Origin of the sequence: Aequorivita marisscotiae, assembly GCF_029814825.1 — a bacterium.
Lineage (GTDB): Bacteria > Bacteroidota > Bacteroidia > Flavobacteriales > Flavobacteriaceae > Aequorivita > Aequorivita marisscotiae.
In genome coordinates, this window is the sequence record NZ_CP122379.1 from 637,784 (window position 1) to 660,488 (window position 22,705).

Below are 22,705 nucleotides of genomic sequence, written 5' to 3' on the forward strand. Positions count from 1 at the left end.
TATACTACCATAGATTATGACGAAATTTAGCCCCCAGCAAGCATCACAAATTGCCGAAGAATATTACAACATTACTGCTAAAGCCACTAAACTGGACGGATATGTAGATGAAAACTTCTTTTTAAGCTGTTCTTCACCCCATAAAAAAAAGAGTTTAGGTAAAAAATTTCTTTTAAAAATCTCTAAAGAAGAAAACGTACAACAATTAGATTTTCAAATTGAAATATTAAAGCACCTTTCAACAAAAAAACTTGATTTTTCACTTTCGAAAATCGTGGAAAACAAAGGTGGAAAGCCACTCACAACGATTGAAAATAACAAATCGGCGCGAGTTTTAACTTGGGTTCCCGGACGGCTTTGGGCAACCGTAAATCCGAAAACGGAAAGTTTGCGAAATAGCCTTGGCAATGCCGCAGGAAAGTTAACACAGGCGCTAAAAGACTTTAGCCATCCGGCCGCGCACAAAAAATTAGACTGGGATTTGGCAAACGCCGCCTGGACAAAAGCGCATTTAAATATCTTTACAAGGGAAGAAAAAAAGATGCTTTCCCATTTCCAAAATCGTTTCGAAAAAATACAAACCACCTATAAATCTCTTCCAAAAAGTATTGTTCATAACGATTTGAACGATTACAATATTCTAGTTTCAGAGGATTTCAAAAATCCAGAAATTACAGGTTTTATAGATTTTGGCGATTCGGTTTTTACCCAAACCATAAACGACCTGGCTATTGTTCTGGCGTATGCAATGATGCATCTCCCAGACCCGCTTTCGGCAGGTTTAGAAGTAATAAACGGATATAACAAACATTATAAATTATCTGAAAACGAACTTGAATGTCTTTATATTTTGGTGGGTATTCGGTTGGTAATTACGGTTACTAGCGCTGCTCTAAAAAAGGCCGAATTCCCAAATGATGAATATTTTATTATTAGCGAAAAGCCCGCTTGGGAATTATTGCAGAAATGGTTTCAAGTGAATGAAAATTTCGCCTATTATTCCTTCCGAAACGCTTGTGGATATTCGGCACATCCATTGGAAAAAAAGTTTGAAACCTGGGCAAAAAGTAAACAAGTTACATTAAAAACAATGTTTCCAAATGTAGCTTCAGAAAAAATAGTAAATCTGGATATGAGTGTTGGCAGCACGCTTCTCGGCAATCTTTCGGAATACAACGACCCAGAGATTTCAAAATTTAAATTAAAGCAATTTCAAAAACACCATCCTAAAACCATACTGCTAAACGGTTACTTAGAAACGCGCCCTTTTTATACCACGGAGGCTTTTAAAAGTGAGGGAAACAACGGGCCACAATACCGAACAGTTCATTTGGGTACCGATTTTTGGTTACCGGCAAAAACTCCCGTCCACGCTCCCTTTGATGGAGTTGTGGAAATAATTCATAATAATAATTTTGATAAAGATTATGGCCCGATGCTTATCTTAAAGCACACCTTTAAAGACCTAAAGTTCTACTCACTTTACGGGCATCTATCGCTAATGTCGCTGGAAATTTTACAAGTAGGTCAAAAAGTAAAACAAGGCGATCGTATAGCCTATATTGGCAAATCTTCCGAAAACGGCAACTGGGCACCGCATCTTCACTTTCAGCTTATTTTAGATCTTTTGGGCAATAACGAAAACTTCAACGGGGTGGCTTTGCCTTCAAAAGTTGCAGTTTGGAAAAGTATCTGTCCGAATCCGGATTTCATTTTTAAGGAAAAATTAAACACTTCCGAAGAAAAGATTTCCGAAGAAAATATTATTAACTTCAGAAAGGATCATCTCGGAAAAGGCTTGAGTCTTTCATACGACAAACCGTTGCATATCGTGCGAGGCGAAGGTGTCTATTTAACAGACATCAACGGCAGAAAATATTTAGACACCGTAAATAATGTAAACCACGTTGGGCATCAACACCCGAAAGTAGTGGAAGCTGGCCAAAGACAAATGGCCGTTTTAAATACCAATACCCGCTATCTGCATCAAGAAATTATTGCGTACGCCGATGCACTGTTGAAAAAATTACCGCCACATTTATCGGTTATCCATTTTGTAAACTCAGGTAGCGAAGCCAATGAACTCGCACTGCGAATGGCAAAAACCGTTACGGGCAATAAAAACTTTTTGGCCGTTGAAGTTGGATATCACGGTAATACAAATGCGGTCATGGACGTGAGCTCGTATAAATTTGAAGGTGAAGGAGGTTTTCCAAAGCCCGAAACAACACATATTCTTCCACTTCCAGATTCATTCCGAGGGACATATTTAGGGGAAAATTGCGGCACCAATTACGCAAATCACGCTAAGAAAATAATTGCAAATCTAAAAGCCGAAGGAAAGGAAATAGCTGGATTTATCGGGGAAACACTAATTAGCTGCGGTGGACAAATTGTGCCTCCAAAAAACTATTTTAAAGAAGTTTACAAACATGTTCGCAAAGCAGGTGGTATATGCATTGCCGATGAAGTACAAACCGGTTTTGGCCGTATGGGTAAAACCTTTTGGGCCTTTGAACTTTACAACATTATGCCCGACATTGTAACCATGGGGAAACCTGCCGGCAACGGGCATCCACTGGCAGTGGTAGCGTGTACAAAAGAAATTGCCGAAAAATTTAATACGGGCATGGAGTATTTTAATACCTTCGGAGGTAATCCCGTTTCTTGCGCTATTGGCCTTTCAGTTTTAGAAGTTATAGAAGCGGAAAATCTACAGCAAAATGCGCTGAAAGTAGGAGGATATCTAATTGCTGGATTAAAGAAACTTCAGAAACAATTTCCTGTTATTGGCGATGTGCGCGGTGAAGGGCTTTTTTTAGGCTTTGAATTAAACGATTCGGATAAAAATCCCTTGCCCGAACACGCTACCTATTTAGCCAATAGAATGAAGCAACTCGGAATTTTAATGAGTATTGACGGACCCGATCACAACGTTCTAAAAATAAAACCACCAATGGTTTTCAATAAAGCGCACGCAAATGAGCTGTTGGTAAGATTAAAAACTGTTTTTACGGAAGATTATATGGTTCGTATTTAATACTATTTTTTTCAGTAAAAGCAGAGCTTCGATAGGTTTAAGAACCTTTCTTTTTTATTAAAAATGCATACGGTTCCATTCCTTTGGTCTGCTGAAAAACCACTTTTAAAACACCGATAAGCGGAAGCGAAATAATGGCTCCGACCATACCCCAAAGTACTGAAAATAGTATAACGCCAAAAACCGTAACGAAGGGGTTAAGATCTATTTCATCTCCAATTATCCATGGGGTTAACACATAATTTTCTACCAACTGTGCTGCCGAGATCACACCAATCACGATAAGAGCAGGTGTAGCGCCGGCATACAAATAAGAAAGGATTACTGCAATGCCACCCCCGATAAAATTTCCAACGTAAGGAATAATTGAGAAAAGTGCCGCAAATAGAGCTAAAAAAAATGCATACGGTACCGAACCTAATGTGAAACCGAGATAATATATTGCAAAGAGAAAAACCATAATTTTTCCTTTACCCAATAAATAACTACTTATAATTTTTTTTGAATTACTTAAAATAGTACCCATCGCAGCACTGTCTGAAACCAATTTCTTAAAAAACGTGATAAACATATCCCGTTGCATTAAAAGTAGAATGATGTACACGAAAATAAGCAGGGATTGCGAAACGAGATTCATTAACGAAGAAAGAAATGCACTGCCAAAACTTTCGGCTTTTTGGATTAACCTTTTGTTGTTTTCCAAGTAATCTTTATAATCCCAATTAAGGGTTTGGTTTGCCCATTCGGAGAGGTTGTTTAGCTTTCCAGCAGCCTTTTCCTTTATGGTGGGCCAATCGTTCGCCATGGTATTTACTTGTGAAGTAATAAGCCACGTTAGCAAGCTAAAAATTACGATCATAAGCAAGACAGATAGTGTAATAGCCAACCAAGAAGGCAGACCCCATTGTTTTAATTTTTCGGTAGGTTTGTCTAACACAATCGCAATAATCGCGGCCACGAGCAAAGGCATTAACAGCCCTGAACCAATATATAGAATTGTTAATATACCGCCTATAATCAGAAACGATTTTATAAGATATGAACCGGAAATTTCTATTTTAGAAGTGCTCAAAAGATTTTAAATTGGGTTATCGATAGTTTGTTTTGAAGTAAAGTTAGCTGAAATTTTTAAAATTGATTTGATTGTGTGCCATTTTAAACCCTTCAGTTTAAAAATAAATTTATCTTTAATCGAAACATTTAAATTATGAAAAAAATTATTCTATTACTGTGTTTAATCACTACCATACACGCCGCTTCCCAAACCGAAGTAACCGATAAAGAAGCCATTATTTCGGTATTAAGAATACAGGAACTTGCCTGGAACAATAACGATCTTGAAGGTTTTATGCAGGGGTATTGGAAAAGCGATTCCTTAAAATTTTACGGCAGCAAAGGTGTTACAAATGGTTGGCAAAAAACGCTGGATAACTATAAAAAAGGATATCCGTCAAAAGCACATACCGGAACATTAAAGTTTACTATAGACGCAATTACCAAAATTGAAAAAGATTCGTATTACGTAATGGGCCAATATCACTTAGTGCGTGATGCGGGCAATGCAAATGGTGTTTTTATGATTATTTTCAGAAAGATTGAAGGTGAGTGGAAAATTATTGCAGATTTAAGTTGTTAATTTCCTTTAATCCGCTCCCACAGATCTGTCAATAATTTTTTGGCCTCGCGGGTATCTTTTTCTTCTTCGGTAACGGTTACCTCGTTTCCAGTCTTTTCGATTAAAAAACTAAAAGCATACTTTTCGGCCTGCGGATCTACGCTTATCATTCCAAAACGAAGATCGTTTAAAAAAATACCTTTATCCTTTTCTGAAACTGTGTACCAACCTTGTGTAATTTTTATAAGGCGTTGCACTTTGTCGAATTCCCTTAAATTGCCTAGAGCTTCGTGATTCTTCGGATGCGAATAAAACTGAATGGGTTTGGAATCAAAAAACGAATAATCGCCTATTAAAAAGGCGTCTTTAGTTTCCACATTTGCCGTCCATAAAATCGTATTCAGTGGGCTGGGTTTGGTATCCAAAGCAAGGTAATCAATGTTTTGATGGTCTAAGGCAGACTGAAATTTAGTATAACTAATTCCTTTTAGAACAATAGTAAGCAACATATACGCGCTGCTTACAATTAAACCGAGATTATTATATTTTCTTCTTTTAATACTGCCTCTTTTCTGAAGCATTGCCAAAATTAAAAACACTAAAAATGGCAAGGTATAAAGCGGATCAATTACGAATATATTTTTATACGCCAACCGCAAATCTAAAGGCCAAAAGAGCTGTGTTCCCCAGGTGGTATGTGCATCTAATAACGGGTGTGTAACAAAGCACAAAAACCAAAACCACGACCATTCCTTTAAACTTGCCCGTTTGTCCCAGAGTGAAAGTAGCCACCCAAAAAGAAGTCCGAAAGTAACAGCAAAAACGATGGAATGCGTAAAGCCGCGGTGAATTTCCAAAGCGGTAACGGTATCGGTAAAATGGCTGGAAAGCACATCTAAATCAGGAATTGTACCTGCAATTGCTCCTAAAACCATTGCTTTATTCCCAATTTTTTTACCTAAAACCGCTTCGCCAACCGCCGCTCCTAAAACTATTTGTGTTACTGAATCCATTAAAAGCTAATATTTACAAGAGCCAAGCCGCGAAAATACACCCTTCCTCAATATAAAAAAAGGATGCTTTTTTAAAACATCCTTTTTTAGATAAAGTAGAAATTTTATAGTTTTATTTTGAAAGTTCCGCGATTAGCGTATATGCGGCATCACCGTGTTTGCCCGTAAAATATTTACCCCATTTTTTACCGCGTTCCATTCCGGAATCTCTTGGCCAAGCTTGGCTAATTAACTCGCCATTTTTATCGAACATTTTCTCCATATCGCATAAAGAATCAACGAAAAACGCTTCTATAAATTCGGTTTTATCGCTGCCCCAAGCGTGAACATTTGGGTAATATCCTTTGATGTATTCGTTCTTTGAAAGAACTTTAGCAAAATTATCTGCTCGCATTTCATCAAATTCCTTTTGCGAACCATCTTCCGGAAAAGTAAAATATGTTTTGCGAACGTAAAGCACTAAATCTTTCGTGTTGTCAGCAGGCAATAACTTGGCGCCATCAATCGGAGCATAAATTTCATCGGAATGGTATGCTGCAAAATAATCATTGCGTTTCTTAAAGAAATTAGCTCTCGCTTTGTCATCCGGCCAAGCTTGTTTTTCAAGTTCAGCACTGCGTTTAGCCGCTTTATCCATGGCTTCCCAAGAAGGGTATGTTTGCACATAAAGTACTTCGGTATTATCGGGTGAAAATAAATGTGTGTAAAAGGACGCAGACGTAACATGTTCGTTTTTACTTACAACTTTTTGTAAATATTCCTTTTCTAATGCCTTCCAATCACTCATACTGAAATCATCTTTATCCATATTCCAATGGTTCGTGGTAACAGACATATACTGTGGTCTGTTCGCATTTTGTGCAAAAAGGCTAAAATTAAATAGCAACATCATAGATGCTACTGCAATAAACTTAAGGTTGGTAGTTGTTTTCATAATTCCATAAAATTAAATTAGTATAAATATTAAAATTGATTACTAGTTTAATATTTGGGACAGACTGTAAAATAAAATTTTATGGAGGAAAGAGTGTATAGGAATCAGATTGCTAAATGTAAATAAAAAAACACAAACATCTATTAATGTGTAGCTTATATTTTTTTAATCTACAATTTGCATCTTTTTTAATAGAAAAGAGGCGTTCATGTTTTGGCAAATTCCGGGTTTAAAAGTATAGTCGAAATAAAGTTCGTCGTTTTCAATTCGAGCGTCGAAGAAATAATTTTTTACTTCGGACAAATCTTCAGCGGCGGCGCACAGACTTAAATCGTGCGTTGCGATAATTCCCGTAGAATTACTCGCAACGAGTTTCTCCACAAATTTGCGGGAGCCGATGGCCTTGTCTGTGCTGTTTGTACCCTTTAAAATTTCATCGAGAATAATAAAATAACGGTCGGTTTTAATTTCGTCCACAATAAATTTTAAGCGTTTTAATTCACTAAAAAAGTACGACTCATCATCGGTTAAACTATCGGTGGTTCGCATACTGGTAATAAGTTTTATTGGGTTGTATTCGGCTTTTTCGGCACAAACTGGCAGCCCAATATTCCCCATTACAATTTGAAGCGAAACCGTTCTTAAAAATGTACTTTTCCCAGCCATATTTGCGCCAGTAACAATAAAAAATTCTTCCGAGTTTATTTGAAAATCATTGCGAACCATCGTAGCTTCTTTCAGCAGTGGATGCCCCGCTCCTTTTACTTTTAGCACGGGAATTTTATCGTTTATTTCTGGAAAAATATAATTGGGATGATTAAATTTAAAATTCCCCAAACTGTTGTAGGCATCAAAAAGTGTTATGCTATTAAACCAAGCAGGGACGCTATCTTTATGCGTTTTAATCCACTTTTCTATATTGTAACATTGGCGCAGATTACGAAGGGTAAAACCATTGATAAGCGTACCAAAAATCATAATATTCCCCTGTTCCAAAACATCTAAATATCTTGCAAATTGTTTTACTACCGCAGATGTTTTTGTCTTGGACTGAATTACCGAATTTCGTTTTTTAGAAAGTATTTCAGAAGAAAAGTCCTCGTTTTCAATTTCTAAAATTAGTTTGTAAAATTGCTCGAAAGTACTCTGTATTTTTGAAGTATGCGAAGTAAGGTTATTTACTTTTTTTTGAAATATCCCTGAAATTATAATTCCCAATATAAGCCATCCAGCTGTAAAATAGCCCGATAAAACACCGAAATAATTGGCTACAATTAATCCAACGGAAACCGTTGTAAATACTAGTGAAAGAGGCTTAATCCAGTTGGGAATAAAAGCTTTGTACTGCTGTAACCAATCATTAACTTCTGAGGCTGGACTTTCAGTTTTTACCAAGGATGCAATTGCCGAATACCGCTGCCGCCATTCGGGTTTTTCAGAAATTTCTGCAATAGCTTTTTGCTTCTCTGAAATGGCTTCAATTTTGTTTTCAATAAAAATATTTGCCAAAAAATCGGAACCACTTAATAACGAGGTTCTATTTAAATATTGAAAAAAAGAGCCACGCCCAAAAAGATCTATATCCTGACTATAAAAATGAAGGGGGTTCTTATACTTTTCGCCGTCCGGCAAATGATGAAAAACCCGGTTTAACACTTCGAGTTCCGTCTCATTTTGGTCAATTAATGCTTTTTTTAAATCGCGTTGGTATTGAAGTTCGCTATGCTTTGTTACCAAATAGATAAAAATCACGATAGTTAAAAAAACAATAGTTAGTACTGCTTGGGCATTTCCGAAGAAAAAATACAACCCAACACACGCCGCTATAAAAACAAACAACCGAAGTGTACTGGAAACGGCCAATTTTTGTTTAAGTTTTTTTAAAGCTTGGGAATGTATTTCAATTTGTGTTTTATAAAAAGCTGAGGGATTATTCATTATGTGTTGGTTAAAACCTTTAGGGATTTAGCGATTTGGGGATATTGCAAAATTACAGATTTTTGAGCGCTGTTTTTAATTTTTTAGTAAGACTATCCACAACTAAATCGTACGAATGATCTATCAATTCCAGCAGCAAATTATGTGGCACATTTTGCTCTAATGCCACAGTATTCCAATGAACTTTACTCATGTGGTAGCCTGGCACAATTAAGCCTTCGTATGCTTCCCGCAGTTCAATGGCTCGTTCAGGATTACACTTTAAATTGGCTGTTGCAGGGTGGTTTTCCAAACCAACGAGGGCAAACATTTTACCCATTACCTTAAACACCAGCGTGTCTTCGCCAAAGGGAAAAGATTCGGTTACCCCTTTTTTGGAAATACAGTATTCTCTAAACTCTTCTATATTCATAAACTGCTAAATGGCAATGGTGCTCATTAATTTATTTTATAACCCAAGGTTGGTTTTTCATCAATGTAAATTAGCAAAATCTTTGCTCCTATAATTAAGGGCACGTTAAACTTTATTCGGTCTGCTTCTCTTTCTACAGATTTAATTGGTACAACTTGATCTCCATACGAATATGAAATTTTTGCAGGATTAATATTTTTTATGGAGAATAAAATTTCGTCGTAATATTCCTCTTCAAATAGCAAGCCACTTGTGGGAGATTCAATATCTGTAGGCAATAGCTCTCTTTTAATTATTAGAGGCATTGCCGCAAACTGCTCTTTTGTAATTGTATTGTTTAAAAAAGCGTCTTCAAACATATCGGGGTAATGGGTTTTTATAAATAATTCTGGCGGGGTTTTGTAATAAAAATACGTAGGATCCTTAATAAATTTTTCGTTGTACTTTCCTGCGCCCCAGGTAGCATCAAACAAATACGGTTTCCCGTCAATTGTAGCCACATTCCACATATGAATACGTTTAAAAGGCCGCCCAATATCTGAAAAATTAGATTTTATATCGCCCCGTACCAAATAGTTTTTTATTCCCTGCAACTCGCAAAGTCTTTCAAATAGCATGGCATAGCCTTCGCATACAGCCTGACCGGTTTTTATAGTACGTTGAATAATGTTATTTCGAAGTTTTTCGTCCTTTTCATTACGTTCACGATAATTGGAAAACTTATAATCAAACTTTTTATATTCATCTGGATTGTATGCTATATTTTGTATAATCCACGTATAAATTGCCCTTACTTTATCTTCTTCGGAAACAAAATCGCGGGAGATGAATTTTGAAAGTTTCTCCGGACTCTCAAATGAATCTGGATACATTGTAAGAATAGCGTCAACGCGCTGATAGTCTTGCCCAAAAGCCGAAATATTCAATGCAATAAAAAACCAAAAAAGCAGCTTCATTTTTCCAAGGCAATTTTTTGAGGTATTTCATCAACTTGCAAGGCTGTGTAATCAAGTTTCCAATTAATAGTATCAACTAATTTTTCCATAAGTTGAATGGTTTCCAACGCTTGTTTTGAAGCTTCGTTCAGCAAACCACTCTCTGGAATTTTGGCGACAATATGTTTTTTGGCTTCTTGATTTATTTCGGTTAAATCGCCAGCAGTAAATGGGTTTGCCCAACCTTCTTTTTTATTGTAATATTTAAAATCTGTTTCAATGGAAAGTAATTCGGGTTGGGGAAAATTAGTTAAAACAATTGTTCGGGTTTTGGTATCGGCGTGCATCCGTACTTTGGTGAGGTCAAAACCAATGTGCGCTTTTGCATCAATTAAAATAAGGGCTTTCTTCTTCCCTAGTACTAAATTGAGCCATTTATCCTTTACATTTTCGTAGTGGAAAATTTCAGAAAAATCGCCTTCAACGGTAATGAATTTGCAAACACTTCTAATTTTTTCCATTAAAATAACCGATTGGGCGTTTACCTTTTCCCTTCTTCCCCCGCCGCCAAATCGCGCGAAAATAAAGTATGCCAAAACGGCGCCAACAGCTAATCCTATAAATAGATATTCCATAATTTTAATTTCCTATTCTTCCCAAATGCGTATGTTTAAAATTGTCTGGAAATTTTAATCCATATCCAAAAATTCTATCCAGCGACGCATGAGCGAACAAAATTACAGCTATTAAAATTAACAACGAATAGTTACCGTAAAACCCTACCAAACCAATAGCGATGGCTATGGCTTTGTTGTGAAGTAGATTGTATGTAAATGCACCACTTTTAGAATTTATTAAATACCCAATCATTCCAATGTCTGGAGTGAGCAATAGCGCGGGAAACCACCACCACGCATATTCTAGCTGCGAAAAAAGAAAAATTGCCAAAATAAATTGCGCCGCTTCTTCGAGTTTTAAGGTTGTTTTCATCCTAAAAAATTTTATATAAAACTGGTTTGCTGGGCGAAGCATCATTATGGAATGAGGCTAGCTGCAGGTTAAGCAAGTAGCTACCGTCTTTAATTGCAGTGGGAACAAAGATTAGTTCTGAAATTGTACAATCTGTACGAGGGTTTTTCGGATAATTCCAAAAAGCTTTATGTGCCAAAAGGTTGCCGTCGTCTTTCTCTTTATCTACCGAGGGCAAGTCAATCAACAAATGTTTTACGCCTATTTCCCTTAAAAACAGCGCTGCTTTTTCGTTAAGATACGGCCAATTGGTATTGGACCAATGTTTCGATTTTTTTTCTGAATTATTCGGAAGCGTTCTAATTACAACGGCTTCGGGGGTTTTTCCGTTTAAGGATTTTTTAATGCTTTCTTCGGAAATGATTTCGTCCTCCCCTACTTTTTCGGGTTGTACCGAAATTACTTCGGCTAAAAAAAAGAAGGTTTTTAATGAGTCGTTTATAGCGTGGAATTCTTTTGAAATATGTCCAAAACATTCGGTATGTGTACCGTGGGCGTGCGGATTGAAAAAAACATTGTTGAAATTTACCGAAGCACCTTCGGAAACTTTTCCCGTCCACTCACCCATTATTACGGGTTTAATGGTGGGTTTGTTTTGGTACCAAGCCAATGGATTCTTTTCCGATGCTTGCAAAGGGATTGAAATATCCAATGGTTTGGATAGGTTAACGAGTATGGTTTTATTTTGAATTTCTATCGTGGTTTTCATCAATCTAAATTTACTAAGAATAAATCGGCCGCAATACCATCGCTTAAAAACTTTCCCTTTTTTGAAACTTTCAATGTTTGATTTTCAAGTATTAAAAGTTTGTTTTTTAATGAATCTTCGGCTTGTTTTAAAAGATATTCGGAGTATTTTGGACCAAACTCCCGTATAACTTTTTCTATTGACACCCCTTTTTTAGTTCGCAATCCCGTCATAATATATTCGTTGTATTTATCGGGTTTTGAAAGGGTTTCGGTTTCTAAAGGCAGTATGCCGGCTTTAATACTTTTTATGTATTTTGTATTGTTTGAAACATTCCAACTCCGCGAATTGCCATCGTAACCGTGTGCCGATGGTCCAATGCCCAAGTAAGGTTTTCCTTCCCAATATGCCGTATTATTACGCGAATGAAAACCTGGTTTTCCAAAATTTGAAAATTCATAATTATCGTAACCTGCCCTTTCGGTTTCGCTAAGTAAAATTTCATAATGTTGTTTTGCAACGGCTTCATCTACGGGCGGTACGATTCCCTTTTCAATAAATTTCTTTAAAGCCGTTTTTGGCTCAACGGTTAATGCATAACACGAAAGATGCGGTACCTGTATGCTTAAAGCAATAGACAGATTTTTCTTCCAGCGTTCGTTGGTCATTCCGGGAATGCCATAAATTAAATCGATGCTGATGTTATCGAAATATTGTTTTGCCTCCTTTATAGACTCCAACGCTTCGGCAGCATTGTGCGCGCGGTTCATGAGCTTTAAATCTTCTTCAAAAAAAGATTGAATTCCTATAGAGAGTCTGTTTATACCGATGGTTTTATAATCGCTAAAAATAGTTTCCGACTGCGCACGGACCGATACAATATCATCTGGGTTTGCCTCGAGAGTTATTTCAGGATTTTCCGAAACTTTGAAGTTTTTGTAAACTTCATCAATCAATAATTGTAATTCCCGAATGGTTAACAATGAAGGGGTGCCGCCGCCAAAATAAATGGTTTCAACTTCGGTTTTTAATTCATTTTTTCGCATTGCCAATTCTTTGCACAGTGCTTCGACCAATTCGGGCTTTTTCTTTATGGAAGTAGAAAAGTGGAAGTCGCAGTAGTGGCAAGCTTGCTTACAGAACGGAATGTGAATGTAAATTCCGCCACTATTCTGCCTGTTATAATCGTGATTGAGCATTGTATTTTTCGGCATAATCCTAAACTATTATCTGCCGTTTTAAATATATAGAATTTTTAAAACCACAAAAACGTATTAAGTCTTCAAAATTAGTTATTATTTTTACCGAAATTGGACTTCTTCATTTTAAAAGTTGACAATCAAAAATCGTTGATAAACCATTAAAATTATGCATCGTTATTTATGTTTTTTTCTTTTATTGTTTTCCTTTCTTTCTATTGCACAAACTAATGATGAAATAATTCGGGTAGGATATGCAGGTTCGGCTCCCTTTGTAATTGAAGGTGAAAATGAGGAAGGAATCGTATTTGATATTTGGAAAGAAATTGCCTTTGATCTAAACCTAAAATATACATTGCAGGAATACGCTTCGGTTGAAGCGGGAATTGAAGCTGCAAAAAATAACGAAATAGCCATCCTGTTGGGCCCGACCACAATAAATGAGGAACGCGCCGAGGAAATTTCGTTTTCACAACCCTATTACAATACCGAAATGGCCATTTTGGCGCCTGTACAGGAACTTACGGTTTGGGAAAAAGTGAGTCCTATTTTCTCAAAAACATTTTTGTTTGCAGTACTTGGATTATTGTTAATACTTACTGTTGTAGGCTTTTTATTTTGGCTGGTGGAAGGTAGAAAATTCAAAGAAGACTACGGAGAGCGCATACACCAGGGCATTGGCTCGGGTATTTGGTTGGCCATTGTTACGATGACCACGGTTGGGTATGGCGATTATTCGCCACGCACCCCAGCGGGCAGGGTAGTTATGGGTTCGTGGATGATACTATCGCTAATTCTTGCTACTTCTTTTGTGGCCGGAATTGCAACCACGCTTTCACTTACCGCGCGCGAAGACAAAACCATTACCAGCATACAGCAATTAGATGGTAAAAAAGTGGCGGTACCAGATTACAAAAAAATAATGGATCGGGTTCGGAATGTAGATGGGCAACCCATAGCTGTAAAAACGGTATCGGAGGGTTACAAGTTGCTTTTGGAGAAAAAAGTAGATGCTTTAATTTATGATGAAATTCCGTTGGAATATATTTTTTCAGATAAAGAAAAAGATCATTATGTGTTGAGTAAAAAGAAAATTGAACCGCAGTATTACGGTTTTGTGTTTCCTATAGGAAGCAATTTAAAAAGAAAGGTTGATTTAGAAATTATTCATTTACAGGATACAAAGGAAATTTCGCATATTGTGGAAGATTGGATTTCTAGAAATTAAGTTACTTTTTTACACGACCTTCATTCTGTTTTACAAAAGCAGCCCAGCCCGTGTAGCTTTTGCCCACCTCAACTTTCCCCATATTGTAAAAATGGCAAACCGCCGCTGCCAAACCATCGGTACTGTCTAAATTTTTTGGTAATTCCTTTAAACTTAAAACACTTTGCAGCATTTTAGCCACTTGCTCCTTGCTGGCATTGCCATTTCCGGTAATAGCCATTTTAATTTTTTTGGGCGAGTATTCGGTAATGGGAATTTCCCGTGAAAGTCCCGCTGCCATTGCCACTCCCTGCGCTCTTCCAAGTTTTAACATTGATTGAACGTTTTTGCCAAAAAAAGGTGCCTCAATGGCTATTTCGTCTGGCTTATGTGTGTCTATAAGCTCTACGGTTCGTTCAAAAATAAGTTTTAACTTTAGGTAATGGTCGTCGTATTTTTTTAGTTGAAGCTCATTGAGTTGTAAAAACTTCATTTTTTTTCCTACAACTTTTATAAGCCCAAAACCCATAATTGTGGTTCCGGGATCAATTCCTAAAATTATTTTTTCAGTTTTGTTTTCCATCTAGAAGAAGATCCTGCCTAGACAGGAATTTGTATTTTAGCATCATGATCGCCCAATCGCACAAAGCTAAACAATATCTACTTGCCACCGCAAAAGTTTTGGTGCTCACAATAACTTTTGGCTATATTTATTATAAACTGAAAAACTATTCATCGGTAGATTTAGAAGCATTTACATCCTCGGTTTTTTCCAAGGGAATGGTTTCAGGGTATCTGTTTTTGTTGTTTTTAATTCTAGCAGCTGCCAACTGGTATTTTGAAATAGCAAAGTGGCAAAACTTACTTTCCACAGTAGAAAAAATAAATTTTAAAACGGCTTTAAAACAGAGTTTGGCGGCACTAACCATTTCATTGGCAACACCCAACCGCATTGGAGATTACGGTGCGAAAGCTTTGTTTTTTGACGTGAAGTTGCGAAAAAAAATACTTCTTTTAAATTTTTTTTCCGGTACGGCACAAATGTTTGTCACCACAATTTTTGGAGTTTTTGGATTGTTATATTTACTGCAAAACTTCAATATTACGTATTCTATAACAACTGTAGCGATTGCTTTAGTTAGTGTGATTTTGATTTTTGTACTCGGCTATTTTTTTAAAGATAAAGTGCTTTTATTTAAAGATCTTTCTGTGGCGAGGGTTTTTCGTTTTTATTATAAGTTACCCCGTCAAGTTAAATTAAAAACAATACTCTTTTCGGTTTTTCGCTATGTAATTTTTAGCGTAATGTTTTATGCACTTTTATTATTTTTTGGAGGGAATATAAGCGTTTCAGCAGCCCTTCCTTTAATATTCGCAATGTATTTTTTGGTATCTGTATTGCCTTCAATTTTTTTTTTAGATGTGGTAATTCGCGGCGGAGTTGCGGTGTGGCTGTTTTCGCTAGTAGGGGTTTCTGAACTTACAGTTTTATGGTCCGTATTGGCAATGTGGCTTTTAAATTTTGTAATTCCTTCAATCTTGGGTAGCTTTTTTGTTTTTACCTATCAACCTGTTACCCGATGATTTGGGTCTTTTCCACCCTATTTGTGGTGTACGTTATTTGTATGCTAATTTTGGTCTTCGGATTTAAAAAGGTACCGTTATTTTCGGAAAAAGTTGCAAAGCGAACAACTGGTTTTAGCATTGTAATTCCGTTTAGAAATGAAGCTGAAAACCTCTCGAAACTATTGGAAACGATAGAAGGTTTACATTATCCTTCCAATATGTTTGAAATTATATTTGTAAACGACGCTTCGGAAGATACTTCCGAACAAATTATTTCCGAAGCTACTGTAAAGAGTAAGCTTTCTATAAACCTAATTCAAAACAGACGCCGCACTTTTTCACCCAAAAAAGATGCTATCACCGAAGCCGTTAAACACGCAAATTTTGAATGGATTGCAACTACCGATGCAGACTGCGAATTGCCAAAAAGCTGGCTAACAACGTTAGATGGTTTTATTAAAAAAAATAAACCAATGATGGTTTGCGGTCCAGTTTTATACAAATCTAACGGGAGTTTTATTGAAAATTTTCAACAGTTGGATGCACTTAGTTTACAAGCAGTAACCATTGGTAGTATTGGCTATAAAAATATATTATTGAGTAACGGCGCCAATTTAACCTATAAGAAAGAAGCGTTTATAAAAGTGAATGGTTTTAAAGGAAACGACCATATTGGCAGTGGCGACGATATTTTTTTGATGGAAAAAATAAAACAGACCTTTCCGAAAAAAGTCTTGTATTTAAAATCGAAAGACGCAATTGTTATCACCAAGCCACAAAAAAACTGGAAAGCGGTTTTAAACCAGCGTATTCGTTGGGCTTCAAAAATCTCAAAGCAGCAAAATAAAATTTCATATTTCTTGGGAATGCTTGTTTTTTTAGTTAATATCTCAGTTTTAGCCTTGCCTTTCCTTATGATCTTTGATTCTGAAAATACTACAATTTATATCGCGTTGCTCGGCTTTAAAATTATAACCGATTATATAGTTTTGTTGCAATCGGGGGATTTTTTCGATATAAAAATCTCGTTTTGGAAATTTATTCGTCAGCCCTTTTTGTATGCTATTGTTATTGTTGCGGTAGTTGTTGGATCTTTGGACGGAACGTATTTGTGGAAAGGGCGAACCTTTAAAAAAGCCCAACAAACAAATTAAATTTTTTACCTTAGCCGTACTTAAAAATAAGTTGTTATGAAACCGTTTCTCCCTCATTTTGTTTGGTTGTTTTTACTTTTTGCAGGTACCCTGCAAGCCCAGCAGCAATACACTGTAGATGGCCAAACATATACTTTGAATACAGAAGTTGACGGCGAACTAACCTTACTTTGGAACACCATTGACGGTAAATATCGCTATTTTTCAAAAAAGGGAGACCAAATTGAAGAGCTTAAAAACACCAAACAAAACGGGACATATTTAGAAGAATACAAAGTGGTTTTGAAGCAGCAGACCAAAGATGCTGCTGTTTCTACCGAAAAGGTAAATTTAACCTTACCGAGTTTGCACACTTTTTTTGCAAAGTACAACAAATTAAAAAACCCTAATTTTTACGAAGATTCGGCAACGATTGCTTTACAGTTTAGGCTCGGAGCTTTTGCGGGTATTAGCAATAGTATTTACACTTCAAATCCTACGAATGCATTTCAGCCAGTAGCTGGAATTGATTTTGAATTAATTGATGCGGTAAAATTAAAACGGCACGCTATGGTGCTTCAATTTAAACAAACTTTTGAAAGCGACGAGCATAAATATTCAGCTTCGCAACTATCGTTGAACTACCGTTTTAAATTTGTAAAAACCACAAAATTCGATGCTTTTATAAATGCCAAATTTGCTGCTTTTACTCATTCCAGTAGAGAATACACGGTTATACCTTTTGGAGGGCCAGCACAGGTTTATACGGAATCGGGCGGTGATTTTAATACGCCTCTAACTTTTGGAATTGGCGCAGACGTAAAAGTGGGCAAGGGTTTTATTACTTTTAACTACAGCGATATTGTAGGCTTAAATGTAGATAGTAATTCAGAATTTCCCATAGATTTAACGCTTGGGTACAAATTTGTACTCTAAGTTAATTGGTTTGAATAACCACAGGTAAGGTAAATCTTGTTTTTACAGGAATACCGCGTTTATAGGCAGGAGCAATGGGCTTGAGCGAATCTATACTTTGCACAATCCATTTTTCTAAACCGGGAAATTCTTTTCTCAGCAAAGTATCCATTTTAATTTCCAAAATATGTAGCTGTCCGTCGCTGCTTATTTCAAAATTTACTTTTACGGTGTCGGAAACTTCGCGTACGGCAATAATATTTTCGTGACTGATAGATTTATAAAGGTGACTGCTAATTGTATTGATAAAACAGTTTTTCTGTTCAGGTTTTTCTAATTTGTCTTCGCAGTTTGAAAATGAAGGATACCGATCTACTTCTTTCCAGTCAATAGCTTTAATTTCCTCTTTGTATATTTTTTCGGAAGTAACCTTTTCAGTTTCAAAAAACTGGCAGGAAGTTGCCAGTAGCAGAAGAAAAACAAAAAACAGTCGCTGTGTCATTTCAGAAAAAATTCAACTTGAAAAGTACAAATTTACTGAAAGTTAATTCTTTGGAAAGATAAGTTACTATTTATTAAAAAAAGACTCCAAAGGTTTCTTGAGAAGAGAAGCTCTTTTAACCTCGATTTAAAAAAAAATGAACTGAGAAGAAAGTAAAAAAGACCTCACAGGTTTTAAAAACCTGTAAGGTCTTAAGATAAAGTTTTATTCCACAACGTCAAAAACAATGGGCAGGGAGTATATCACGCCCACTTTTTTACCTTTTTGCTCACCGGGTTGCATTTGTGGTAACAATTTTACGACACGAACGGCCTCTACTTCAAGTTCTGGTTTTGGGGCTCGTGCCTTAACATCAACTATTTGCCCAGATTTGTCAATTTTAAATTGAACAAGAATCCTTTGTCTGCCTGTAAGTCCTAAATCACTCCCAAGTTTAGTGTTGAAATTTTCTCCAACAAAGGCACTTATCCGTTCTGTGAAACATTTTTTTAATGCTTCATTATTACCTTCACAACCGGGATAGGTTGGCACTTTCTCCATTTCGGAAAAGGAAAATGATTTGTCAGAATCATCTGCAGTTTCATTTAAATATTCCTGAACAGATGTATAAACTTTATCGCCCGGTTGCGCAGGGGTTGTTAGCAGTTTTAGTGCTTTTTCCTCTTCGGGAGTCATATCGCCCTTTTTCATAATAGCTTCGGCCAGTTCGTTGATTTTGTTCATCACTTCGGAGTCTGATTGTTGCACGGTTAGAGTTTCCTCCGCCTTTGGTTCGTTGCTGCAGGAAGCGTAAAACAGCATACTGCAAATTACTGGCAACAACAATAAATACTTGAGTTGCGCGATTTTTTTCGATTTTGATTTTTGTAACATACTAATTCGTTTTTTGATTAATGATTGATTGAAAAATGTATTGATGAATGAAATTTTCTCGGTTTGGAAAACTTCCGATAATAGGTTTTGATAATAAGAAGCTTTACTTTCTTGAGCGGTAATCTTGGCATCTGCAATATATTCATGTAGGGTTGCCAATTGGTTTTGGAAGAGATATACCATCGGGTTAAACCAAAATACGATTTTAAGAAATTCAAAAAAAAGCAGGTCTAGCGAATGTTTGTCATTTAGATGAATTTTTTCATGAGCAATAATTTTTAATCTGTTTGCTTCAGAAATATTTTCACCTAAATATATAGTGTTTAAAAACGAAAATGCAGTATTGGTATTCGGTAGTATTTTGAGTTTAGTTCCGTCGTTATTTTTTATAGTAACTACCGATTTTAAGGTTGCTATTTTAATGTATTTATAAAGAAAAAACAGGGCACTAACCGTTATTCCCAAGAAATAAATATCTAAAAAACCGGGAATCCAAGTTCCTGTATTAGTTGATATTGTTTCGAATGTGTTGGCGCCAATAACAACAGCTGGCAATTGTTGCACAAATTCCTGAGGCACGGTTTGCTGAAGAAAATCTAAACTTATAAATGGTAAAATGCAGCCCAAAATTGGAGTGACTAACAGATAGATTCTGTTTAAACCAAAAAAGGTTTCTTTTTTTAGAAAGAGGTTGTACACTGCCAAAAACAGGCATTGAAAAACGAATATTTGTAGGAGTAAGTGTATCATTTTCCAGTTTTTTCAGAATTAATTTCTTTCATTATAGCTTCCATTTCCTGAATACTTATATCGTTCTTCTTCATAAAAAAGGAAACCATGCTTTTAAAAGAGCCTTGAAAATAGCCCTCCATTAACTTATTTAAGGATTGATTGCTGTATTCGGTTTTTTTCACCTTTGGGAAATAAACATGGCCCCGCCCTTCCTTTCTGTAATCCACAAAATTTTTGCTTTCCAGAATACGTACAATGGTAGAAACGGTGTTATAAGCAGGTTTTGGCTCTGGCAGTTGCTCTATAATTGATGCTACATTAGCTTCTTCCAAATCCCAAAGGATCTGCATAATATCTTCTTCGGCTTTTGTTAATTGTTTCATGATTTATAGATATGACACTTTAGATATTAAATGTGAGATAACAAATATAACTAATTATTTAGTTTAAACTAATTTTATAGTTGTTAAATTTTTATATAAAATAAAAAAGCCTCATATATTGTAATTTATGAGGCCTCTTAGCTTTCTTTGTATAGAGAATAATTAGTTACATCCAGACTACTTTTTCTTGAATAGAATTTTTTCGTGTTCCTTCGGGCAGAGGCTCGTCGTATTTGCCTAAATAGAACAATCCCAAGCACTGTTCTCCCTCCTCCAATTGAATAAACTTGTCCATATATTTTAAAATACCTGGAGTAGACCAATACGCTCCTATTCCCAAGTCGTGAGCGGTAAGCCACATATTTTGCACAGCCATGGCGGTCGCGGCAATTTCTTCCCATTCTGGCAGGCTTTCTTTCGGGTCGCGCTGCATACAAATTACCATTACACAGCCTGCCTTTACAGGGTTGTCCATAAGCTTATTATATGTAAATTCGGAGAATTTTTCGGTGGTTTGTTTATAGGTTTCGGCCATAAATTTACCCAGACCAACTTGTGAAACACCGTGAAAAACCCTAAATCGCCATGGTTCGGTACGCTTATGGGTAGGCGCCCAATTTGCGGCTTCGAGTATATTTAATACATCTTCCTTTGCAATGGGTTGTTTGTTGTATTGGGCTGGAAAAACCGCGCGGCGGCTTTTTATACTATTTAAAATCATTTCTATCAATTAGGGCCGTGAAGATAGCAAATGCGGGTATTAAAACAAACAATTTGAGTGTAATGTGTGTTTTTAAACAATACTCCCGTTTGTAATTAATTTCGCGGTTTCTTTTTAGCAATCGCCTTAGCACCTACTCTAGACATTGCACATCTAAACCCTATATAGTCTGTAGCCAAATATTGTGGCATAAAGCGCCTTTGAGCGGGATCTAACCAATATTCACGATCGCGCCAAGAACCTCCTTTAAATACGCGCACTTCATTATTTATAAGAGTGGTTCTATGGGAACTTTTATCGTATTGCCTATGTACTTTTCCAGCACTATCTATCCTTGCGGTGTGTACCGGCGCATTATACATTGGACGAGCTTCTTGGGAATCTTTATTTCCATATCTTCTTGAGCTTAAATCGCCATCGATATAATTTCGGTTGTCGCTGGTAGAAAAGTTTGTTCTAAGATACGTTTCGTTTTCATCTACTGGTATTTGAACCAACTCACCCGGAAGTTGTCTGGGAATTAGCTTTCCAGTTTGTAAAGTGTCATAAATAATAGTGTTTGGCGTTACAACATTAAAACTACCATCTGGATTTCTTGAATCTTTGGTATATATATTTCCGCGGTGGTAGTTAAAGTCGTTATACTCATCGGCAATTAAGGGTCGATAAACATCTGCAACCCATTCGGCAACATTTCCAGCCATATCGTAAATACCCAAATCGTTTGGAGGATAGCTTTTTACTTGAGCCGTAATATCGGCATTGTCATCGCTCCAGCCAGCAATGCCACCATAATCGCCTTTAGAATTTTTAAAATTAGCCAATTGATCGCCTCTCATTTGACGCTTGCCCGATCTAGTATATTGTCCGTCCCAAGGATATTTTTTTCGTCCCTTGTGTGTATTGTATTCCCTGATACTTGTAAGTCCCAAGGCCGCGTACTCCCACTCCGCTTCTGTTGGTAGTCGGTACGCTGGAAGAAATGCACCATCTTTTTGTTGTAAATACAAGCTTATATTTTTGGCACCTATAGCAGTACTGTCATTTCTGTATTTTAGCAATTTACTGGCTCGTTTCCCACCACTTAAAATAGAGTCGCTACCGCCATACGTTAAGGTGGGTGCCTGAAGGTAAGTATGGGTAGAAAATAGTTTATCGCCAGTTACGTTATACCGTGCATTACGTGCTGTAAAATTCATTTCTTCCAGAATTTTTTCATTCACTCTATCTGTGCGCCATTCACAAAAATTTACAGCTTGAACCCAGCTAACCCCTACTACAGGATATTCAGAAAACGCTGGATGACGTAAATAGTTTTTAACCATGGATTCGTTGAAGCCAAGTGGATTGCGCCAAACCAAAGTATCTGGAATAGCGCTGGTGAGAATGTATTTATAATTGTCTATCTCTGGTGGAAAAACACGTTTTAACCAATCCAAATATTCTAAATACATAATATTGGTAACCTCAGACTCATCTATATAAAAAGACATTACATGTTGCTGAGTAGGGGTATTATCCCATTCGCCTAGCGGATTGTCTTGAACGCGGCCCATTGTATAAGTTCCGCCCTCAACAAAAACCAAACCTGGTCCTGTTTCTTGCTCCTTGGTAGTTTTATTGTAATTACTAGCCGACCCACCCGTGCGACCAATCATTTTCCATCCTGTGGCTCGTGAACTGTTTTTATAATCGCGTTTGTTGGAACAGGAAACAGAGAGAATTATACAAAAGACAAGTAGGATTCGGGGCATTTAAAGTTTGATTTAGGAATTTCAAAAATAAAATTAAAATCATGGCTTTCAAATTTTTTAACGCAATAATATAAATGTAACGTTAACATAGGCCGAAAAATAGAGAGACCGCTAAA

22 protein-coding genes are annotated in these 22,705 nt (G+C 36.6%); 6 read left to right on the plus strand and 16 right to left on the minus strand.

Going from position 1 to position 22,705, the window contains the following annotated elements:
- Positions 1-16 precede the first annotated feature (16 nt).
- Entirely contained in the window at positions 17-3,040 is a 3,024-nt protein-coding gene (locus QCQ61_RS02990; protein ID WP_279449232.1) for an aminotransferase class III-fold pyridoxal phosphate-dependent enzyme, read from the plus strand.
- A 37-nt stretch (positions 3,041-3,077) separates the two neighbouring features.
- Here QCQ61_RS02990 and QCQ61_RS02995 read toward each other — a convergent pair whose 3' ends face one another.
- Positions 3,078-4,112 carry an AI-2E family transporter gene (locus QCQ61_RS02995; protein ID WP_279449233.1) on the minus strand — a complete coding sequence of 345 codons (1,035 nt, stop codon included), beginning with the start codon at positions 4,110-4,112 and terminating at the stop codon, positions 3,078-3,080.
- A 135-nt stretch (positions 4,113-4,247) separates the two neighbouring features.
- On the opposite strand from QCQ61_RS02995, the gene QCQ61_RS03000 reads away from it, so the two are divergent.
- Positions 4,248-4,676, plus strand: coding sequence for a YybH family protein (locus tag QCQ61_RS03000; RefSeq protein WP_279449234.1), 429 nt, complete (start codon positions 4,248-4,250; stop codon positions 4,674-4,676).
- Here QCQ61_RS03000 and QCQ61_RS03005 read toward each other — a convergent pair.
- The 9 genes from QCQ61_RS03005 to hemW all read right to left on the minus strand — a co-directional run bounded on the left by QCQ61_RS03005 (position 4,673) and on the right by hemW (position 12,818).
- Complete coding sequence (locus QCQ61_RS03005) at positions 4,673-5,668, minus strand: metal-dependent hydrolase (RefSeq protein WP_279449235.1); 996 nt, start codon at positions 5,666-5,668, stop codon at positions 4,673-4,675. The two genes, QCQ61_RS03000 and QCQ61_RS03005, sit on opposite strands and share 4 nt — an antisense overlap.
- Before the next feature lie 112 nt (positions 5,669-5,780).
- Positions 5,781-6,602: a hypothetical protein gene (locus QCQ61_RS03010; protein WP_279449236.1), complete on the minus strand. Its 822-nt coding sequence runs from the start codon at positions 6,600-6,602 to the stop codon at positions 5,781-5,783.
- Between the two features lie 165 nt (positions 6,603-6,767).
- Positions 6,768-8,540: a MutS-related protein gene (locus tag QCQ61_RS03015; RefSeq protein WP_279449237.1), complete on the minus strand. Its 1,773-nt coding sequence runs from the start codon at positions 8,538-8,540 to the stop codon at positions 6,768-6,770.
- Positions 8,541-8,592: 52 nt separating this feature from the next.
- Positions 8,593-8,952: an MmcQ/YjbR family DNA-binding protein gene (locus tag QCQ61_RS03020; RefSeq protein ID WP_279449238.1), complete on the minus strand. Its 360-nt coding sequence runs from the start codon at positions 8,950-8,952 to the stop codon at positions 8,593-8,595.
- Between the two features lie 26 nt (positions 8,953-8,978).
- Complete coding sequence (locus QCQ61_RS03025; RefSeq protein ID WP_279449239.1) at positions 8,979-9,908, minus strand: transglutaminase domain-containing protein; 930 nt, start codon at positions 9,906-9,908, stop codon at positions 8,979-8,981.
- Positions 9,905-10,522 carry a DUF4230 domain-containing protein gene (locus tag QCQ61_RS03030; RefSeq protein ID WP_279449240.1) on the minus strand — a complete coding sequence of 206 codons (618 nt, stop codon included), beginning with the start codon at positions 10,520-10,522 and terminating at the stop codon, positions 9,905-9,907. Before QCQ61_RS03030 ends, QCQ61_RS03025 begins: the two co-directional genes overlap by 4 nt.
- Before the next feature lie 4 nt (positions 10,523-10,526).
- Positions 10,527-10,877, minus strand: coding sequence for a DUF4260 domain-containing protein (locus QCQ61_RS03035; protein WP_279449241.1), 351 nt, complete (start codon positions 10,875-10,877; stop codon positions 10,527-10,529).
- A 1-nt stretch (position 10,878) separates the two neighbouring features.
- Positions 10,879-11,625, minus strand: a complete 747-nt coding sequence (locus QCQ61_RS03040) for a cyclase family protein (RefSeq protein WP_279449242.1) — start codon at positions 11,623-11,625, stop codon at positions 10,879-10,881.
- The gene (gene hemW / locus QCQ61_RS03045) at positions 11,625-12,818 is read right to left on the minus strand and encodes a radical SAM family heme chaperone HemW (protein ID WP_279449243.1); all 1,194 of its coding nucleotides are present in this window, start codon (positions 12,816-12,818) and stop codon (positions 11,625-11,627) included. Before hemW ends, QCQ61_RS03040 begins: the two co-directional genes overlap by 1 nt.
- Before the next feature lie 154 nt (positions 12,819-12,972).
- Here hemW and QCQ61_RS03050 point away from each other — a divergent pair, with 154 nt between their 5' ends.
- Positions 12,973-14,031 (plus strand): transporter substrate-binding domain-containing protein, encoded by a 1,059-nt coding sequence (locus QCQ61_RS03050; protein ID WP_279449244.1) that lies wholly within the window; start codon positions 12,973-12,975, stop codon positions 14,029-14,031.
- A gap of 1 nt (position 14,032) precedes the next feature.
- Here the strand turns inward: QCQ61_RS03050 and ruvC are convergent, their stop codons facing one another.
- Positions 14,033-14,593, minus strand: coding sequence for a crossover junction endodeoxyribonuclease RuvC (gene ruvC, locus QCQ61_RS03055; protein ID WP_279449245.1), 561 nt, complete (start codon positions 14,591-14,593; stop codon positions 14,033-14,035).
- Positions 14,594-14,637: 44 nt separating this feature from the next.
- Between ruvC and QCQ61_RS03060 the strand changes: the two genes are divergently transcribed.
- The 3 genes from QCQ61_RS03060 to QCQ61_RS03070 are packed head-to-tail and all read left to right on the plus strand — an operon-like array spanning position 14,638 to position 17,645.
- Positions 14,638-15,594 (plus strand): lysylphosphatidylglycerol synthase domain-containing protein, encoded by a 957-nt coding sequence (locus QCQ61_RS03060; protein WP_279449246.1) that lies wholly within the window; start codon positions 14,638-14,640, stop codon positions 15,592-15,594.
- A complete protein-coding gene (locus QCQ61_RS03065) occupies positions 15,591-16,730 on the plus strand; it encodes a glycosyltransferase family 2 protein (RefSeq protein ID WP_279449247.1) in 1,140 nt (379 codons plus the stop codon). Before QCQ61_RS03060 ends, QCQ61_RS03065 begins: the two co-directional genes overlap by 4 nt.
- 36 nt (positions 16,731-16,766) lie before the next feature.
- Positions 16,767-17,645: a hypothetical protein gene (locus tag QCQ61_RS03070; RefSeq protein WP_279449248.1), complete on the plus strand. Its 879-nt coding sequence runs from the start codon at positions 16,767-16,769 to the stop codon at positions 17,643-17,645.
- 1 nt (position 17,646) lies between these two features.
- Here QCQ61_RS03070 and QCQ61_RS03075 read toward each other — a convergent pair whose 3' ends face one another.
- From QCQ61_RS03075 to gldJ, 5 genes are all read right to left on the minus strand, one after another.
- Positions 17,647-18,126, minus strand: a complete 480-nt coding sequence (locus tag QCQ61_RS03075) for a hypothetical protein (RefSeq protein ID WP_279449249.1) — start codon at positions 18,124-18,126, stop codon at positions 17,647-17,649.
- Between the two features lie 204 nt (positions 18,127-18,330).
- Positions 18,331-19,749 (minus strand): M56 family metallopeptidase, encoded by a 1,419-nt coding sequence (locus QCQ61_RS03080; protein ID WP_279449250.1) that lies wholly within the window; start codon positions 19,747-19,749, stop codon positions 18,331-18,333.
- A complete protein-coding gene (locus QCQ61_RS03085) occupies positions 19,746-20,114 on the minus strand; it encodes a BlaI/MecI/CopY family transcriptional regulator (protein ID WP_279449251.1) in 369 nt (122 codons plus the stop codon). The genes QCQ61_RS03080 and QCQ61_RS03085 overlap by 4 nt, the downstream gene beginning before the upstream one ends.
- Before the next feature lie 166 nt (positions 20,115-20,280).
- Positions 20,281-20,835 carry a nitroreductase family protein gene (locus QCQ61_RS03090; protein WP_279449252.1) on the minus strand — a complete coding sequence of 185 codons (555 nt, stop codon included), beginning with the start codon at positions 20,833-20,835 and terminating at the stop codon, positions 20,281-20,283.
- A gap of 95 nt (positions 20,836-20,930) precedes the next feature.
- A complete protein-coding gene (gene gldJ / locus QCQ61_RS03095; RefSeq protein WP_279449253.1) occupies positions 20,931-22,589 on the minus strand; it encodes a gliding motility lipoprotein GldJ in 1,659 nt (552 codons plus the stop codon).
- Positions 22,590-22,705: the final 116 nt, after the last annotated feature.

Excerpts from the sequence above, each read along its gene's own strand:
- QCQ61_RS03060 (WP_279449246.1), top strand. The coding sequence starts at position 14,638 with ATGATCGCCCAATCGCACAAAGCTAAACAATATCTACTTGCCACCGCA.
- QCQ61_RS03030 (WP_279449240.1), bottom strand. The coding sequence starts at position 10,522 with ATGGAATATCTATTTATAGGATTAGCTGTTGGCGCCGTTTTGGCATAC.
- QCQ61_RS03085 (WP_279449251.1), bottom strand. The coding sequence starts at position 20,114 with ATGAAACAATTAACAAAAGCCGAAGAAGATATTATGCAGATCCTTTGG.
- QCQ61_RS03010 (WP_279449236.1), bottom strand. The coding sequence starts at position 6,602 with ATGAAAACAACTACCAACCTTAAGTTTATTGCAGTAGCATCTATGATG.
- QCQ61_RS03070 (WP_279449248.1), top strand. The coding sequence starts at position 16,767 with ATGAAACCGTTTCTCCCTCATTTTGTTTGGTTGTTTTTACTTTTTGCA.
- QCQ61_RS03025 (WP_279449239.1), bottom strand. The coding sequence starts at position 9,908 with ATGAAGCTGCTTTTTTGGTTTTTTATTGCATTGAATATTTCGGCTTTT.
- QCQ61_RS03015 (WP_279449237.1), bottom strand. The coding sequence starts at position 8,540 with ATGAATAATCCCTCAGCTTTTTATAAAACACAAATTGAAATACATTCC.
- QCQ61_RS03005 (WP_279449235.1), bottom strand. The coding sequence starts at position 5,668 with ATGGATTCAGTAACACAAATAGTTTTAGGAGCGGCGGTTGGCGAAGCG.
- QCQ61_RS03090 (WP_279449252.1), bottom strand. The coding sequence starts at position 20,835 with ATGATTTTAAATAGTATAAAAAGCCGCCGCGCGGTTTTTCCAGCCCAA.
- QCQ61_RS03000 (WP_279449234.1), top strand. The coding sequence starts at position 4,248 with ATGAAAAAAATTATTCTATTACTGTGTTTAATCACTACCATACACGCC.
- QCQ61_RS03040 (WP_279449242.1), bottom strand. The coding sequence starts at position 11,625 with ATGAAAACCACGATAGAAATTCAAAATAAAACCATACTCGTTAACCTA.
- ruvC (WP_279449245.1), bottom strand. The coding sequence starts at position 14,593 with ATGGAAAACAAAACTGAAAAAATAATTTTAGGAATTGATCCCGGAACC.
- QCQ61_RS03065 (WP_279449247.1), top strand. The coding sequence starts at position 15,591 with ATGATTTGGGTCTTTTCCACCCTATTTGTGGTGTACGTTATTTGTATG.
- gldJ (WP_279449253.1), bottom strand. The coding sequence starts at position 22,589 with ATGCCCCGAATCCTACTTGTCTTTTGTATAATTCTCTCTGTTTCCTGT.
- QCQ61_RS03020 (WP_279449238.1), bottom strand. The coding sequence starts at position 8,952 with ATGAATATAGAAGAGTTTAGAGAATACTGTATTTCCAAAAAAGGGGTA.
- QCQ61_RS02990 (WP_279449232.1), top strand. The coding sequence starts at position 17 with ATGACGAAATTTAGCCCCCAGCAAGCATCACAAATTGCCGAAGAATAT.
- hemW (WP_279449243.1), bottom strand. The coding sequence starts at position 12,818 with ATGCCGAAAAATACAATGCTCAATCACGATTATAACAGGCAGAATAGT.
- QCQ61_RS03075 (WP_279449249.1), bottom strand. The coding sequence starts at position 18,126 with ATGACACAGCGACTGTTTTTTGTTTTTCTTCTGCTACTGGCAACTTCC.
- QCQ61_RS03035 (WP_279449241.1), bottom strand. The coding sequence starts at position 10,877 with ATGAAAACAACCTTAAAACTCGAAGAAGCGGCGCAATTTATTTTGGCA.
- QCQ61_RS03080 (WP_279449250.1), bottom strand. The coding sequence starts at position 19,749 with ATGATACACTTACTCCTACAAATATTCGTTTTTCAATGCCTGTTTTTG.
- QCQ61_RS03050 (WP_279449244.1), top strand. The coding sequence starts at position 12,973 with ATGCATCGTTATTTATGTTTTTTTCTTTTATTGTTTTCCTTTCTTTCT.